Annotated in this window: 12 protein-coding genes and 1 pseudogene; 7 read left to right on the top strand and 6 right to left on the bottom strand. The window is 67.0% G+C overall.

Going from position 1 to position 15066, the window contains the following annotated elements; translation table 11 throughout:
* Position 1 precedes the first annotated feature (1 nt).
* Genes fmt through ribD form a run of 4 tightly spaced genes read left to right on the top strand, consistent with a single transcriptional unit; the run spans position 2 to position 4011 of the window.
* On the top strand, positions 2-931 hold the full coding sequence (gene fmt, locus AC5Y39_RS10720) for a methionyl-tRNA formyltransferase (RefSeq protein ID WP_500017240.1): 930 nt from the start codon (positions 2-4) through the stop codon (positions 929-931).
* A complete protein-coding gene (locus AC5Y39_RS10725) occupies positions 928-2328 on the top strand; it encodes an RsmB/NOP family class I SAM-dependent RNA methyltransferase (protein ID WP_500017238.1) in 1401 nt (466 codons plus the stop codon). The genes fmt and AC5Y39_RS10725 overlap by 4 nt, the downstream gene beginning before the upstream one ends.
* 4 nt (positions 2329-2332) lie before the next feature.
* Positions 2333-3010 (top strand): ribulose-phosphate 3-epimerase, encoded by a 678-nt coding sequence (rpe, locus tag AC5Y39_RS10730; protein WP_500017236.1) that lies wholly within the window; start codon positions 2333-2335, stop codon positions 3008-3010.
* A gap of 17 nt (positions 3011-3027) precedes the next feature.
* Positions 3028-4011, top strand: coding sequence for a bifunctional diaminohydroxyphosphoribosylaminopyrimidine deaminase/5-amino-6-(5-phosphoribosylamino)uracil reductase RibD (ribD, locus tag AC5Y39_RS10735; RefSeq protein WP_500017507.1), 984 nt, complete (start codon positions 3028-3030; stop codon positions 4009-4011).
* Between the two features lie 6 nt (positions 4012-4017).
* Here the strand turns inward: ribD and AC5Y39_RS10740 are convergent, their stop codons facing one another.
* From AC5Y39_RS10740 to AC5Y39_RS10765, 6 genes and pseudogenes are all read right to left on the bottom strand, one after another.
* A complete protein-coding gene (locus AC5Y39_RS10740; protein WP_500017234.1) occupies positions 4018-5007 on the bottom strand; it encodes an ABC transporter ATP-binding protein in 990 nt (329 codons plus the stop codon).
* A 3-nt stretch (positions 5008-5010) separates the two neighbouring features.
* Positions 5011-6070 (bottom strand): annotated as a pseudogene (locus AC5Y39_RS10745) (ABC transporter permease).
* Between the two features lie 52 nt (positions 6071-6122).
* Positions 6123-6671, bottom strand: coding sequence for a type 1 glutamine amidotransferase domain-containing protein (locus AC5Y39_RS10750; protein ID WP_500017232.1), 549 nt, complete (start codon positions 6669-6671; stop codon positions 6123-6125).
* A 91-nt stretch (positions 6672-6762) separates the two neighbouring features.
* Entirely contained in the window at positions 6763-7539 is a 777-nt protein-coding gene (gene mddA / locus AC5Y39_RS10755; protein ID WP_500017230.1) for a methanethiol S-methyltransferase, read from the bottom strand.
* 88 nt (positions 7540-7627) lie between these two features.
* Positions 7628-9235 (bottom strand): MFS transporter, encoded by a 1608-nt coding sequence (locus AC5Y39_RS10760; RefSeq protein WP_500017505.1) that lies wholly within the window; start codon positions 9233-9235, stop codon positions 7628-7630.
* Positions 9235-9948: an LppX_LprAFG lipoprotein gene (locus tag AC5Y39_RS10765; protein ID WP_500017229.1), complete on the bottom strand. Its 714-nt coding sequence runs from the start codon at positions 9946-9948 to the stop codon at positions 9235-9237. Before AC5Y39_RS10765 ends, AC5Y39_RS10760 begins: the two co-directional genes overlap by 1 nt.
* A 48-nt stretch (positions 9949-9996) precedes the next feature.
* Here AC5Y39_RS10765 and AC5Y39_RS10770 point away from each other — a divergent pair, with 48 nt between their 5' ends.
* The 3 genes from AC5Y39_RS10770 to AC5Y39_RS10780 all read left to right on the top strand — a co-directional run bounded on the left by AC5Y39_RS10770 (position 9997) and on the right by AC5Y39_RS10780 (position 15063).
* Positions 9997-10602 carry a riboflavin synthase gene (locus tag AC5Y39_RS10770; protein WP_500017227.1) on the top strand — a complete coding sequence of 202 codons (606 nt, stop codon included), beginning with the start codon at positions 9997-9999 and terminating at the stop codon, positions 10600-10602.
* Positions 10603-12524: 1922 nt separating this feature from the next.
* Positions 12525-13031, top strand: a complete 507-nt coding sequence (locus AC5Y39_RS10775) for a DUF3761 domain-containing protein (protein ID WP_500048217.1) — start codon at positions 12525-12527, stop codon at positions 13029-13031.
* Between the two features lie 775 nt (positions 13032-13806).
* Positions 13807-15063: a bifunctional 3,4-dihydroxy-2-butanone-4-phosphate synthase/GTP cyclohydrolase II gene (locus AC5Y39_RS10780; protein WP_499911868.1), complete on the top strand. Its 1257-nt coding sequence runs from the start codon at positions 13807-13809 to the stop codon at positions 15061-15063.
* Positions 15064-15066: the final 3 nt, after the last annotated feature.

Genomic DNA, 15066 nt, shown 5'->3' on the forward strand with positions numbered 1-15066 from the left:
AGTGCGACTGGTCTTCGCCGGCACCCCGGAAGCCGCCTTGCCCTCGCTGCGTCGGCTGATCGCGTCGCCGCGCCACGACGTGGTGGCCGTGCTGACCCGACCCGACGCGGTCTCCGGCCGGCGCGGCAAGCCCACCCCATCGCCGGTGGCGCGGCTGGCCCGCGACCAGGGCATCCCGGTGCTCACGCCGCGGCGCCCGAACTCCGACGAATTCGTCGAAGAGCTGGCCGCATTGGCGCCCGACTGCTGCCCGGTGGTGGCGTACGGTGCGCTGCTCGGCGACGCGCTGCTGGCGATCCCCCCGCACGGCTGGGTGAATCTGCATTTCTCGCTGCTGCCGGCGTGGCGGGGTGCGGCGCCCGTGCAGGCCGCGATCGCCGCCGGTGACACCGTGACCGGTGCGACGACGTTCCGCATCGTGCGCGAGCTGGACAGCGGGCCGGTGTACGGCGTGGTCACCGAAGCCATCAAGCCTGATGACACCGCAGGCGAACTGCTGCAACGCCTTTCGGTATCCGGAGCGGCGCTGCTGGAGTCGACCCTGGACGGCATCGCCGACGGCACGCTGGTCGCCGTGCCGCAACCTTCGGACGGGGTCAGCATCGCCCCCAAGGTGACCGTCGAGGACGCCCGCGTGCGGTGGGAACTGCCCGCACAGGCCGTCGAGCGCAAAATACGCGCGGTCACGCCGAACCCGGGCGCGTGGACCGTCGTCGCGGACATCCGGCTGAAGATCGGCCCGGTCACCGTGGACGAGCAGGCCGATCCGCTGCAACCGGGACAGCTGCAGGTGAGCCGCCACGGCGTGCGCGTCGGCACCGGCTCGGTGCCGGTACTGCTCGGCCAGGTGCAGCCGCCCGGCAAGAAGCCGATGCCCGCGGCCGACTGGGCCCGCGGCGCACGCCTGCCCGACTCGGCGCGCGCATCATGACCGCGCCACGCCGTAAACCGCCGCGCCGGGCCCGCACATCGACGCCGCGCCGCAAACCGCTGGATCCGGCTCGCCGCGCCGCATTCGACGTTCTGCGGGCGGTGTCCGAGCGCGACGCGTACGCGAACCTCGCGCTGCCCGCGCTTCTGAATGAACGCGGCATCACCGGCCGCGACGCCGCTTTCGCCACCGAGCTGGCCTACGGCGCGTGCCGCATGCGGGGTCTGCTGGACGCGGTCATCGCCGCGGCCGCCGACCGGCCGCCCGAGCGTATCGACCCCGTCCTCCTCGACCTGCTGCGGCTCGGCGCGTACCAACTACTGCACACGCGCGTCGACACCCACGCCGCGGTGTCCACCACCGTCGAGCAGGCGGGCGTCGAATTCGATTCGGCCAGAGCGGGTTTCGTCAACGCGGTGCTGCGCACCATCGCCGCCAAGGACGAGCAGACATGGGTGGCCGAGCTGGCTCCGGACGCCACTACCGACCCGGTCGGGCACATCGCGTTCGTGCACGCTCACCCGCGCTGGATCGCTCAGGCCTTCGCCGACGCGCTGGGCCGCGACGCCGGCGAACTCGACGCACTGCTGGCCAGCGACAACGCCCGACCGGCGGTGCACCTGGCGGCGCGTCCCGGTGTCATCACCGCCGCCGCGCTCGCCGACGCGGTGGGCGGCACGGTCGGCCGCTACTCGCCGTATGCGGTGTACCTGAGCGGCGGGGATCCCGGTCGGCTGCGACCGGTGCGCGAGGGCCAGTCGCTGGTGCAGGACGAAGGCAGCCAGCTGGTGGCGCGGGCGCTTGCGCTCGCGGAACTCGACGGCGACGACGGCGGGCGCTGGCTGGATTTGTGCGCAGGACCCGGCGGCAAGACGGCGCTGCTGGCGGCCCTCGGCGCGCCATCCGGTGCCCGGGTCACCGCGGTGGAACCCGCGCCGCGCCGGGCCGATCTGGTCGAACAGAACACTCGCGGCCTCGACGTCGACGTGCTGCGTGTCGACGGCCGAAACACCGGATTGGCAACGGGCTTCGACCGCGTACTCGTCGACGCGCCGTGCACCGGGCTGGGCGCATTGCGGCGGCGGCCCGAAGCCCGGTGGCGACGCGGCCCCGGCGACGTACCGCAGCTGGCCAAGCTGCAGCGCGATCTGTTGGCCTCGGCAATCGAGCTGACCCGCCCCGGCGGCGTGGTGCTCTACGCCACCTGCTCGCCGCACCTGGCCGAGACCGTCGGCGTCGTCGCCCACGCGCTCCGCCGCCACCCGGTGACGGCGCTGGACAGCCGGCCGTTATTCGAGCCGGCCGACCGGCTGGGCGACGGGCCACATGTGCAGCTGTGGCCACACCGGCACGGCACCGACGCGATGTTCGCCGCTGCACTGCGCAAATTAGGCTGAGGCCATGGCCGCACCGCTGATCGCGCCGTCGATCCTCGCCGCCGACTTCGCCCGCCTCGCCGACGAGGCCGCGGCTGTCGCCGGCGCCGACTGGCTGCACGTGGACGTGATGGACAACCACTTCGTGCCCAACCTGACCATCGGTCTGCCGGTCGTCGAAAGCCTGCTGGCGGTCACCGACATCCCGATGGACTGCCACCTGATGATCGAGAACCCCGAACGCTGGGCTCCGCCGTACGCCGAGGCCGGCGCCTACAACGTCACGTTCCATGCGGAGGCCACCGACAATCCCGTCGCCGTGGCGCGCGACATCCGCGCCGCCGGGGCAAAGGCCGGACTGTCCGTCAAGCCCGGCACCCCGCTGGAGCCGTACCTGGAAATCCTTCGCGAGTTCGACACGCTGCTGATCATGTCCGTGGAGCCGGGATTCGGTGGCCAGCAGTTCATTCCCGAGGTGCTGGCCAAGGTGGGCACCGCGCGCCGGCTCGTCGACTCCGGAGAGCTGACCATCCTGGTCGAAATAGACGGCGGCATCAACGAGGACACGATCGAGGAGGCGGCGCTGGCCGGAGTCGACTGCTTTGTCGCCGGCTCGGCGGTGTACGGCGCCGACGATCCCGCCGCCGCTGTGGAAGCGTTACGCCGCCAGGCTGCCAACGCGTCGCAGCACCTGAGGCTGTGACGGCTTACGACGACGCGATGCGGCTGGCGATCGAGCACGCCGCGTCGGTGAAGGGTGCGACGTACCCGAATCCGCCTGTCGGTGCGGTGATCCTGGACGCCGGCGGCGAGGTGGTCGGAGTCGGCGGAACCGAGCCCACCGGCGGTCCGCACGCTGAGGTGGTGGCGCTGCGCAGGGCCGGTCAGCTCGCGAAGGGCGGCACCGCCGTGGTGACGCTCGAGCCGTGCAATCACCACGGTCGCACTCCGCCGTGTGTGGATACGCTTGTGGCCGCTGGTATTTCGACGGTGGTGTACGCCGTGGCCGACCCGAACCCGCTGGCAGCCGGGGGAGGGGCGCGGCTGCGCGACAGCGGTGTCGAAGTGGTCGGCGGCGTTCTCGCCGACGAGATCGCGCGCGGCACGCTGCGGGAGTGGCTGCACAAGCAGCGCACTGGAACACCGCATGTCACATGGAAATTCGCGGGCAGTGTCGACGGGCGCAGCGCGGCTGCCGACGGAACCAGCCAGTGGATCACCAGCGAGGCGGCGCGAGCCGACGTGCATCGCCGCCGCGCGGTGGCCGACGCAATCGTGGTGGGGACCGGCACGGTGATCGCCGACGACCCGGCGCTCACGGCCAGGCTGCCCGACGGCAGCCTGGCCGCCCGCCAGCCGCTGCGCGTCGTGGTAGGCGAACGCGAAATATCGCCTGAGGCTAGGGTTCTCAACGACGACTCGCGGACGATGCTGATCCGTACGCGTGATCCTGGGGAAGTGATCAAGGCGCTGGCGGACCGCACCGACGTGATCCTGGAAGGCGGCCCGACGCTGGCCGGGGCGTTCCTGCGGGCGGGACTGGTCGACCGAATCCTTGCCTACGTAGCGCCGATCCTGCTGGGTGGGCCGGTCACCGTGGTCGACGACGTCGGAGTGTCGACCATCGGTAAGGCGCTGCGGTGGAAGTTCGACGGCGTCGAACGGATCGGCCCTGATCTGCTGCTGAGTCTGGTGCCGGGGTAACGCCGGCTAATCGTCGAGCTCTTTGTGCTCGATGATCTCGCGAATGCCGTTGGAGCCCAAGCGTTCCCGGAACTGCTGCACGGTGTAGCCGATGACGGCTGCGTCACTGCGGGCGCGGACCGTCGCCGAGCGGGGCAGCCCGAACAGCGGGCCCATTTCGCCGAAGTAGTCGCCCGGCCCGGCGACCTTCAGCACTTCCTCACCGCCACTAGCCAATTCGCGGAGGATTCCGACCTCGCCCTGTGACACCACGTAGATGCAGTCACCCATCGTGCCCTGCTCGAACAGCACGTCACCCGGCTCGAGCTTCACCGTCTGCGGCGCATGGTTCGAATGGGGCATGTGCGGAACCAGCTCCACCACCTGGTCCGCCAGCGGCAGAATGCGGGTGTCGTGGGTGGCCACCACGACGACGCGATCGCCGGACGCCAATTCCCGCAGCAGCCGCAGCACCTCCTCCACCTGGATGAAGTCCAGATGGGCGGTCGGCTCGTCGGCCAGCAGCAGCGGCGGGTCCAACGCGATCGCCCGCGCCACCGCGACCCGCTGCTGCTGGCCGCCGGACATGTCGCCGGGCCGGTGGCGCATCCGCTCGGACAGCCCCACGCGGGTGAGCAGTTCCTCGGCCCGCTGGCGGGCGGCGTGCCGGGACATGCCGGCTGCGCGCATCGGGACCATCACGTTTTCCAGCGCGGTCAGGCTCGGCACCAGATTGAACGCCTGGAACACGATGCCCACGGTGTTACGCCGGTACTCGGCCAGCCTGCGCCGGTCGATCTTGGTCAAGTCGATGTCGCCGAACTCGATCCGGCCCGCGGCCGGTTTCAGGATGCCGCCGAGGCATGACAGCAGCGTCGTCTTCCCGCAGCCGCTGGGCCCCAGCAGAATCGCCAACGAGCCGGCACTCACCTCGAGGTTCAGCCCGTCGATCGGGCGCACCGCATATTCGCCGCTGGCGTACTCGACGACCAGGTCCTTGATCCGCAGATCCGCCATGGGTTACGGCCCCCCGAATGCCAGCGCAGGGTCGACGGTCACGGCGCGCCGCAATCCTGCAACGCTCGCCAGCAGGCCGATCACCACCGCGATCGCCGGCAGCAGCACGAACGCCGCGATCGGAATGTCCACTCGCATCGGAAACAATGGCCCGAGCAGCACGGACGGCACGCCACCGAGCAGTGCCGCCAGCACCGCGACCACCACCGCCTGCAGCGCGAGCCCCGCGATGATCGACCTTGTCGCCACTCCGACGGCCTTGAACACCGCGAAGTCGCGGATCCGCTCGAGCACCGACACGTAGATCATCGAGCCGACGATCATGGCCGCCACCACCCACAGCAACCCGGCCATCAGCGTCATCGCCCGCCGTGCACCGCTTAGCGGCCGTACCAGATCGTCGATGGCTCCGGCGCGGTCGACGACGCGGTAGCCGTCGGGCGGCCGTATCCCGTTGCCGCGGATGCCGATCGACGAGATCAGCGGCTGTCCGGAGAACAGCAACTGCTGGGCGCCCTGCACGGTCAGGAACACGTTGGCCTGGCCTGCCAGCACCGTCGAATCGTCGACCAGTCCCACGATTCGCATTGTGCGCGAGCCGATTTCGAGATCCCGGCCCACACCTCGACCCATGGTCGACGACACCGCGATCTCACCGGGCGTCGCGGGCGTCCGGCCTGCCGAGACCGCCGGCATCCCGGGGCCGCCCTGCGGCGCGCCGAACACCGCCGAACACGTTGACGTTGCGGGGGCTGCGGTCGGCCGCGACGGTCGTGCTGCCATACACCATCGGCACCGCCAGCGTGACACCCGGAAGTCGCGCCGCGCGCTGCAATTCCGCCGGCGGAAACGGCGACGAACCGATGAACGGCCCCGCCGCGCCCGACTTGATCAGGTAGCCGTCGAGCCCTAGGGAGTCGACGGTGCGGGACGCCTCGACCCGAAATCCGTTGGCAAGTCCGGTGAGAACGAGCGTCATCGCGAACACCAATCCGGTTCCCACGATCGCGATGACGAATCGTCGCTTGCGCCATTGCAGGTCGCGCAGCGCCGCCGTCAACACGGCGTCGCCCCGCCCATCCTCGGCATGGTGGCGACGTTACCCACCGCCGCTGCTATTGGGAAAACGCCTCCACCAATTTCGAGCAGAACGCAGGCAGGTCATCGGGTTTGCGGCTGGAGATCAGTGTGTTGCCGCGGCGGTCGTCAACCACCACTTCCTCGTCCACCCAGTTGCCGCCGGCGTTGCGGATGTCGGTCTGCAGGCTCGGCCAAGAGGTGATGGTCCGGCCCCGCACGACGTCCGCCTCCACCAATGTCCACGGGCCGTGGCAGATCACGGCCACCGGCTTGCCCGCGTCGAAGAAGCTTTTGACGAATTCGACCGCGGCGGAATTCATGCGCAGGAAGTCCGGATTGGCCACTCCGCCCGGTAGCACCAGACCGGCGTAGTCGTCGGCGCTGACGTCAGCGGCGGCCTTCTCGGCGTCGAACGTGTCGGCTTTGTCGAGGTGGTTGAACGCCTGCACTTTGCCGACTTCGGTGGACACCAGCTCCGGGGTGCCGCCGGCTTCTTTGACTGCCTTCCACGGCTCCGTGAGCTCGACTTGCTCGACGCCTTCGGGCGCCACCAGAAATGCGACCTTCTTACCGTCAAGACTCATGATGTGCCTCCCGTCGTCGAAAGTTTTTCCACGATCGGATACCCATGACGGGTAGAGGCAATCAGCGGCAATCAGCGGCAGATCGAAGCGGTCACCCGTGCCGCAGGCCGGGGATGAGCATCGGCACCCGTGTGCGGTAGTCGGCGTACTGCTCGCCGAACGTGCGGACCAGGTCGCGCTCCTCGAACTGGATGGCCACCAGGATGTAGCCGGTGGTGGCGATGGCGAAGATGAGGTGGCCCAGCGTCATCGTCGGAGTCACCCAAAATGCGATCAGGAACCCGAGGTACAACGGGTGGCGGATCACGCGGTAAAAGGCCGGTGTCACAAACGAATACGGCTGCGGTTGCCGGTTCTTCAGCCGCATGAACACCTGCCGCAGACCGAACAGGTCGAAGTGGTTGATCAAGAAGGTGCTGGTGAAGGCGATCACCCAGCCCGACAAACCCGCTGCGATCAAGATGCCCCGCCACGGCTGCGTGGTGACGTCCCACAGCGTCGGGGTGATCGGCCACCAGAACACGATCAGCGCTGCAAGGCACACGCTGGACATCCACACGTACGTCGACCGCTCGAGTGAGGGCGGCACAAAGCGGGTGATCCACCGCTTGAAGCCGGCGCGGGCCATGCCGCTGTGCTGAACCGCGAACAGCATCAGCAGTGCGGCGTCGACGAGCACGGCCGTCGCGGTCAGGCTGCCGTCGCCGAGTCCGCCACGGTTGATGGTCTTGGGCACGAATCCCGCGTCGGCGACGAACGCGATCGCGTAGACGAACACGACGACGAACAGAACGTATGCCGCGACGCCGTAGGTGAGGGCGAGAATTCCCGCGCTGCGGGAGCGGGTGGTTTTCGCAGAGTCGGTCACGTGAGCCTCCTGGTTCGCTTAGTACACGTCAGGAAGCTTCCTCCGGTTCAGCGGCAGCAACATGAGGCAAATGCCCCATGTTGCGGGTTCAGTGCCGAGAAGCGAGCGGTTCGGCATGCTCCGCGGGTGCTGCGCCGTCGTCGGGGTGGGCGGCCCGACCCGCGATGAACAACCCGAGCACCGCGCCGACCACACAGACGATCGCGGTGACCGTGAAGATTTCGCCGTACTCCTGGGCGTAGGACTCCCGGTAGTTGGTGGCGATCTGGTTGGCGACGTCCAGCGCGTTGCGGCTGTGCGACCGCGGCTTGGTTTGCAGGATCTGCTGGAATCGGTAAAGCCCCCACGCCGACAGCGCTGCGACACCCACCAGCATGCCGATCATCCGGGTCACCACCACCGCGGACGACGCGATGCCGTGCTGGGCCGGCGGCACCACGCGCAGCGCCGCCGAGGTAAGCGGTCCGATGACCAAGCCAAGGCCCAAACCAGCCAGCGCCAAGTCGGTGTCGAACGTCGGCAATGTGAACAGCCCGAGGTCGTGGCGCTTGGTCAACACGTCGACGTTCCAGAACGAGATCAGCCAGTACGCCCCCGCAGCGATCAGCAGCCCGGCGAACGCGATCACCCGGTCGCCGATTCGGGTGGCCAACCACCCGCCCAGCAGCGCGCCGATGGGCAGCGCGATCAAAAACCGCAGCAGCAGCATGGCGGCCTCGTTCTGGCTCATGAACAGCACGCCCTGGCCGAACAGCTCGACGTCCACCAGCGTCACCATCAACGCCGCCCCCGCGCATGCCGAGGCGCCGAGTGCGAACAAGAACGGCCGGAACTGTACGCCGGCGGGCTCGATCAACCGGGTGCGGGCGAACCGCTCCCAAATCGCGAACGCCAGAGCCGCTACCAGCGCCGCGCACAGCACCGGAAGACCCCAGTCGGGCAGCACCTGCTTGCCGTCCGGTCGCGGGTTGTAGAGACCAAGGACGGCCAGGCCCAGCGCGATGGCCAGCAGCACGCCGCCGACGACGTCGACACGTTCGGGCGGTCCGTCGGAGCGTTCGTGCGAGGGCAGGTTGAAGTGGATGAGCACCATCGCGATCGCGACGAGCGGCACGTTGATCCAGAACACGTCGCGCCAGCTGTTCAGCAGCCAGACGATGAAGATGCCGTAGAGCGGCCCGAGCACGCTGCCCAGTTCCTGCGCGGCGCCGATCCCGCCCAGCACCGCCGCGCGGCTGCGCTGGGCCCACAGGTCGGCGGCGAGCGCGAAAGTGACCGGCAGCAGCGCACCGCTGGCCGTGCCCTGGATGACCCGGCCGATCACCAACATCGTCAGGTCGCTGGACATGGCGGTGACCACGGATCCGGCCGCGAAGGCGACCAGGCTGAGCTGCAGCAGCAGCTTGCGCCCGAACCGGTCGGACGCCCGGCCCAGCAGCGGCATGGCTGCGATGTAGCCGAGCAGGTACCAGGTGATGATCGGGGTGACCCGCTGCACCTCGTTCACGCCGATGCCGACGTCGCCCATGATGTCGCGCATGATCGTGACGACGACGTAGGTGTCGAGCGCGCCGAGCAGCACCGCGAGGCTGCCCGCACTGATGGCGACCGCGCGGTGGGGTCCGGTCCGCGGCGCAGCGGTGGAGGTGTTCGTGGTCGGGTCTGGGACTTCGGCGTTCGGGGTTTCGGCGCTCATCACACCGGCGGCTTCTCGACCGTGACCGGCTCGTTCCACTTGGACAGTGTCATCTGGATGCTGTTGCCCTGGCTCAGCTCCAGCTTCGCCTGGACCAGGTCATGGTTGCCGTCTTCGCGGATCCACGCGGTGCCCGGCACCGGCTCCGACGAGACCTTCGGCGCGAGCTTGTCGACGGCGTCCGGGCTGACCTTGCCGGTCACCTTGACGGTCTGGACCCCGTTGATCGTCTCGCGGCCCTCGGCCTTGGCGTCGCTGAAGTTCGACAGGATGTTCGCCAGCCCGGTTTCCGGATTGAGGATCAACGACACGTCGTAGGTGTTCGCGGCGGCGCCGAAATCGTTCCATTGGCCCGGGTCCAGTGCGGCGTAGAGCGTGCCGTCGAACACGACGAAGTCGGCCTCGGCCTCGCTGTCGGCCACCACGAGACGGGTCTTGCCCTTTGCTGCGACGGCCGGCGAGTTGGTCAGGTCACCACTGAGCGACTTGATGGGCAATCCCTTGATCTTGCCGGTGACCACGATCTCCAGGTGGGCGCTCTTCAGATCGCGGGTGGTCTGCGCGGACTGCTTGAGCAGCGTGGTGGCGTCCGGCAACGGGGCGCCGGAGTTTTCGTCCTTGTCCTTCGAGCACCCCGCCACAAGTGAGGTTGTGACGGCCACGGTGGCGAGCAGGGCTGCGATACTTCGACGTCCGAACGGCATGACTTGCATCGTAGAGGGTGGCGCAGACAACTCGAGTTTGCGCACTAGCCTGTGCTGGTGTTCACCGGCATCGTCGAAGAGGTCGGGCGCGTCGTCGAGAAGTCGGAGCTCTCGGACGCTGTCCGGCTCAGAATCCACGGTCCCGTCGTCACCAGCGACGCCTCGCCGGGCGACTCGATCGCGGTCAACGGCGTGTGCCTGACGGTGGTGCAGGTGTTGCCCGGCGGCGAGTTCACCACCGACGTGATGGCCGAGACCCTGAACCGATCGACTTTGCGGCACGTGGGCGAACGCCCCGAGGTGAACCTCGAGCGGGCTGTCACCGTGGACAAGCGGCTGGGCGGTCACATCGTCCAGGGCCACGTCGACGGCACCGGCCGTGTGATTTCGCGCACTCCTTCCCAGCACTGGGAAGTGGTGCGGATCGCGCTGCCCGCCCAGCTTGCCCGCTATGTCGTGGAGAAAGGGTCGATCGCCGTCGACGGCGTCAGCCTCACGGTCTCCGGGTTGGGTAACGATGCAGGTCAGGACTGGTTCGAAGTATCGCTGATCCCGACGACGCTGTCGCAGACCACGCTCGGAGGCGTCGCGGTCGGCGGCGAGGTCAATCTGGAAGTCGACGTCATTGCGAAGTACGTCGACCGCCTCCTACGAGACAAATAGCCACTTCCTTTCGAAAACACGCCGATGTATTCGCCATCGACTTATAGCGCATTCGCGAAGAACAACAGCACCGTCTTGGCCGCCCGCATAAGCGACGCTAAGAGGTCAAGGCTGCGATGACCCGCATCGCCAAGCGCCTGGGAACGCGCGGCATCAGGGACGAGCAGCTGAAAACGCTCGCCCATTTCCGCGCCGCTTCGACGCGCTGCGCAGCTTGACGCCGCCTCGACGCGCTGCCCAGCTTGACGAAGAGATCGACGCGACCGAGGAAACGCTCGCGGATTTCGATTCACACATTGGGACGTGCGGGAAGATGCCGGCTCAGGCGAAGACAACCGTGTGATGCAGCGTCTGCCGCGCATGTCGCGTGATGGCGGCAGACAACAACAACTTGGAGACCCGGCACATCCCTACCCGAGTGAACACGGCTGCGTCGATGCCCTTCGACCCCGAGCAGCTGCGATCTGTGCACGCCGAGCTCACCGGGGCGAGAGCCGCCGAATCGAGGCACGAGCATTCAACACCGCCGACTCGCTGCTGGCGAGTCAGCTGTTCCTTACAGTGCTTGGGCCGCAACATGGAGTCCGTCTATCTGTTCCGGCTGCAAACTTTTCAAGCGGAATTCGCCAGCGCTCGCATACATAAAGCACACAAGCATTTCCGGCAGCCCGCGATCGTCGCGGAAGGCGTGCTCAAACCCGAGCTCACCATCGACCGGGTGATTGCCACGGCGGTCAAATCGCGGCCTAGGTGCCTAGGTTGCGGGGAGATTGATTCGTTCTGGTGTTTCAAGAACATTTTGTGTCGAACATGACAACATGGCGCAGCAACAGGTGAAACCAGCGGAAGTATTCGAAGGACTGATCGACCTGGTCAGAGCTTCGTTTCGGTGGGCAGTACTGGTAGCAGCAATCGCGGTAGGTACTTGCCTCGGCATCGTCCTCTTTGTCCTCATTGCCGTGAACGTCATAGGGAACGAGATTCAGAACGTCCACATTGACCGCTACCCCCCGGCCACGCAGACCTCGACGCCTTAATTTGGCTGGGATTGGATTCCGCTGCAATATCCGGAGGCCGGGATCGATCAGGTCGCGTCGGCGCAATTTTCCCCTCCTCCAACCCGGCCCGCCACCCCCCAAGCGGTTGCGCCGTTCCACCGAGGCCAAGTGACGGAAGACCCCGACATGTCGTCCGCGGGTGGCGGCGGCTGCGACTGGGAGGGCGACCGTCGCCACCACGGCTCGCACACTGAGGCCGGTGGGGATGACAGCGACAGTGCCGGGGAGATGTTCGTATGAGAGGCTTGTCAGCTATATGACCACCGCCACCATGAGGCGTTCGAAATGCACTATGGCATCCGGCGTCTTCTTCCTATTCGTTTCGGTTCCGCACACTCGGACAGTGATGGCTTCATCGCTGAGCTTCAAGCCGACGGCGTGTCCATACTCGGGCTAGCCGTCCCGGCCTGATACATCCAGGCTGGCTACACACCATTTGCATGCAACTGCGCAGCGGAGCGTCACCGGACACCGCCGCAGACGCATCTGGCATTGGCCAAATCTATGCATGGAAGCACCAGCTTGTGACATTCCAACACAATCTGTGTCCGGACACACTGCAGTAAGCCTGCCGTTTGAGCCATAGGTCCGGGACGGTCCGGCCGCGCCCGGCGAGCCGTCTGAGCGAACCTTTGACGCGGTGCGGCTGGCGCAGATTATCGGCAAAAGTCCCAATTCGCGGTGCCCTCTCGCTATGCTTTCCACTTAGTAGATTGATGCCCGCTTGTACAGGGGGAGGGCATGTTTCGAGTTCTAGTCGCCGCCGCCGCCATCGCAGCGGCAACCATTGGAACCTGCTCATCTGCTAATGCTGACGCCGGGTCAGTGGCAAACAGTGGCTGGCCAACCTCGCCGATTCCATTCATGCAGTGTCCGGCTGGTAGCTACGAGGCGGCTAGTGGGGATTGCGTCCCAGGTCCGGACAGTTCGACATCCAATGTGACTGCCATCTGCAAAGACGGCAGTAACTCGCACAGTGAAACGAGGAGCGGTACTTGCTCACGCCACGGTGGCGTACGGCAGTGGTGTCCCTGCAATTTCACAGGTCAGTCCGCCCAGTGGTCGGCAACTGCCCCTAACCCCGGGCGGCCAGCCGACAATAGCCCCGACGCCCGCTTCTACTGGCTGTTGACTGATCCAGACCAAGATTACCCCATGGTCGTATGGAACTTCCCGCTCGTAAAGGCACAAGCGCTGCAAGCATGTCAGCGCATGGATAACGGAATAACGTCATACGCCGCACTCAAGGCGCTCCAAGCGGAGGCTGGGTACACATTTGACGAGGCGAGCAGCATTACCTCAGCGGGCACCGTCATCTACTGCCCAAACCACCAATATGCCCCGTACGGAGACCAAACTCCTCCGTCTTGAGCTTGACCGGCCGCTGCTATCGGTTTGCGTGACCGGCGCGCCATAGAAGCGATGCTTGAGTATCTGCCTCCGGCTACTTACAGATCTCAGCCAGTGCCACGGAAGTTTGCCGGCGCGACCTCGAAGCGGTGCTAGCCCGCGGTCGGCCCGCGCCTACATGACGCCGCGGCGGACTTCGGCCTATACCCGTCAGGAGTCCGCAGCGATCCCCAGTGGTTAGCCGAGGTGCCGCCCTGGTGATGTCGGCCCAGTCCGCTACCGTCGCGTCCATGGACTACCTCCGAATCGGCGAGAACGGATGGGAACAACAGTGCCGCCATTGCGGCGGCTCGGTGGAGTGGCGACATGAGAGGACAACGGAGGGGAGCGGGCAGGACCAAAAGCTGGTTTTCTTTCGTGCGCATTGCGTCAACGGCTGTCGTGCCTACCAACGGACGGGTGACGCGGGATACCCAACCCGGAAGGCGTGGGTTCCCAACAATTGGCCGAACATCTGAGCAAGGACCGGTCGTTGCCGATGTGAACTCTTTCGTGTGACGTAGCCCACGAGGCTTGAGTGCCCACGGGCCTGACCCGATTTCTGCTATCTATGCAGGTCAAGCTCATTCCAGGATACATAGCTGCGGCGCCAGGCGGGAAGTCACAGGGAGGGTACATGGCCGGCTCAGACGTCATTGCGAAGTACGTCGAGAAACTGACCCGCGCCAATCACTAAACTCGACTGCAGCAGCGCCTGCGCGGGGCACTGCGCCGCCGCCCGAAGGAGTTACCGACCATGACCAGGTTGGACAGCATCGAGCGCGCGGTCGCGGACATTGCAGCGGGCAAGGCGGTGATCGTCGTCGACGACGAGGACCGCGAGAACGAGGGCGATCTGATCTTCGCGGCGGAGAAAGCCACCCCGGAGCTGGTCGCGTTCATGGTGCGCTACACGTCCGGTTACCTGTGCGTGCCGTTGGCCGGCGAGATCTGCGACCGCCTCGGCTTGCTGCCGATGTACGCAGTCAACCAAGACAAGCATGGCACCGCCTACACCGTGACCGTCGATGCCAAAAACGGTGTGGGGACCGGGATCTCGGCATCTGACCGGGCCACCACGATGCGCCTGCTGGCCGATCCGTCAAGCGTGGCAAGCGATTTCACCCGCCCCGGGCATGTGGTGCCGTTGCGCGCCAAGGACGGTGGGGTGCTGCGGCGGCCCGGGCACACAGAGGCCGCAGTCGACCTGGCCAAGCTGGCCGGGCTGCAGCCCGCGGGCGCGATCTGCGAGATCGTCAGCCAGAAGGACGAAGGCGCGATGGCGCAGACCGAGGAGCTGCGGGTGTTCGCCGACGACCACGGTCTGGCGCTCATTTCGATCGCCGACCTGATCGAGTGGCGGCGCAAGCACGAGAAGCACGTCGAGCTGATCGCCGAGGCACGCATTCCCACCCGGCACGGCGAATTCCGGGCGGTCGGCTACACGAGCATCTACGACGACGTCGAGCACGTCGCGCTGGTGCGCGGGGACATCGGTGACGGCGAGGACGTGCTGGTGCGGGTGCACTCCGAGTGCCTGACCGGCGATGTGTTCGGCTCGCGCCGCTGCGACTGCGGCCCGCAACTGGACGCGGCGATGGCGATGGTCGCACGTGAAGGCCGCGGCGTGGTGTTGTACATGCGTGGCCACGAGGGCCGCGGCATCGGGCTGATGCACAAGCTGCAGGCCTACCAGTTACAGGACGCCGGTGCCGACACCGTGGACGCGAACCTCGAGTTGGGCCTGCCCGCCGATGCCCGCGACTACGGCCTGGGTGCCCAGATTCTCTACGACCTCGGCGTGCGCTCGATGCGGCTGCTCACCAACAACCCCGCCAAGCGGGTGGGGCTCGACGGGTACGGGCTGCACATCATCGAGCGGGTGCCGCTGCCCGTGCGGGCCAACGCGGAGAACATCCGGTACCTGATCACCAAGCGCGACCGGATGGGTCACGACCTTTCCGGGCTGGACGATTTCGACGCGCTGCCAGGCGAATTCGGCGGAGCCCTGTGAGTG

Source organism: Mycobacterium sp. NGS39, assembly GCF_059812765.1.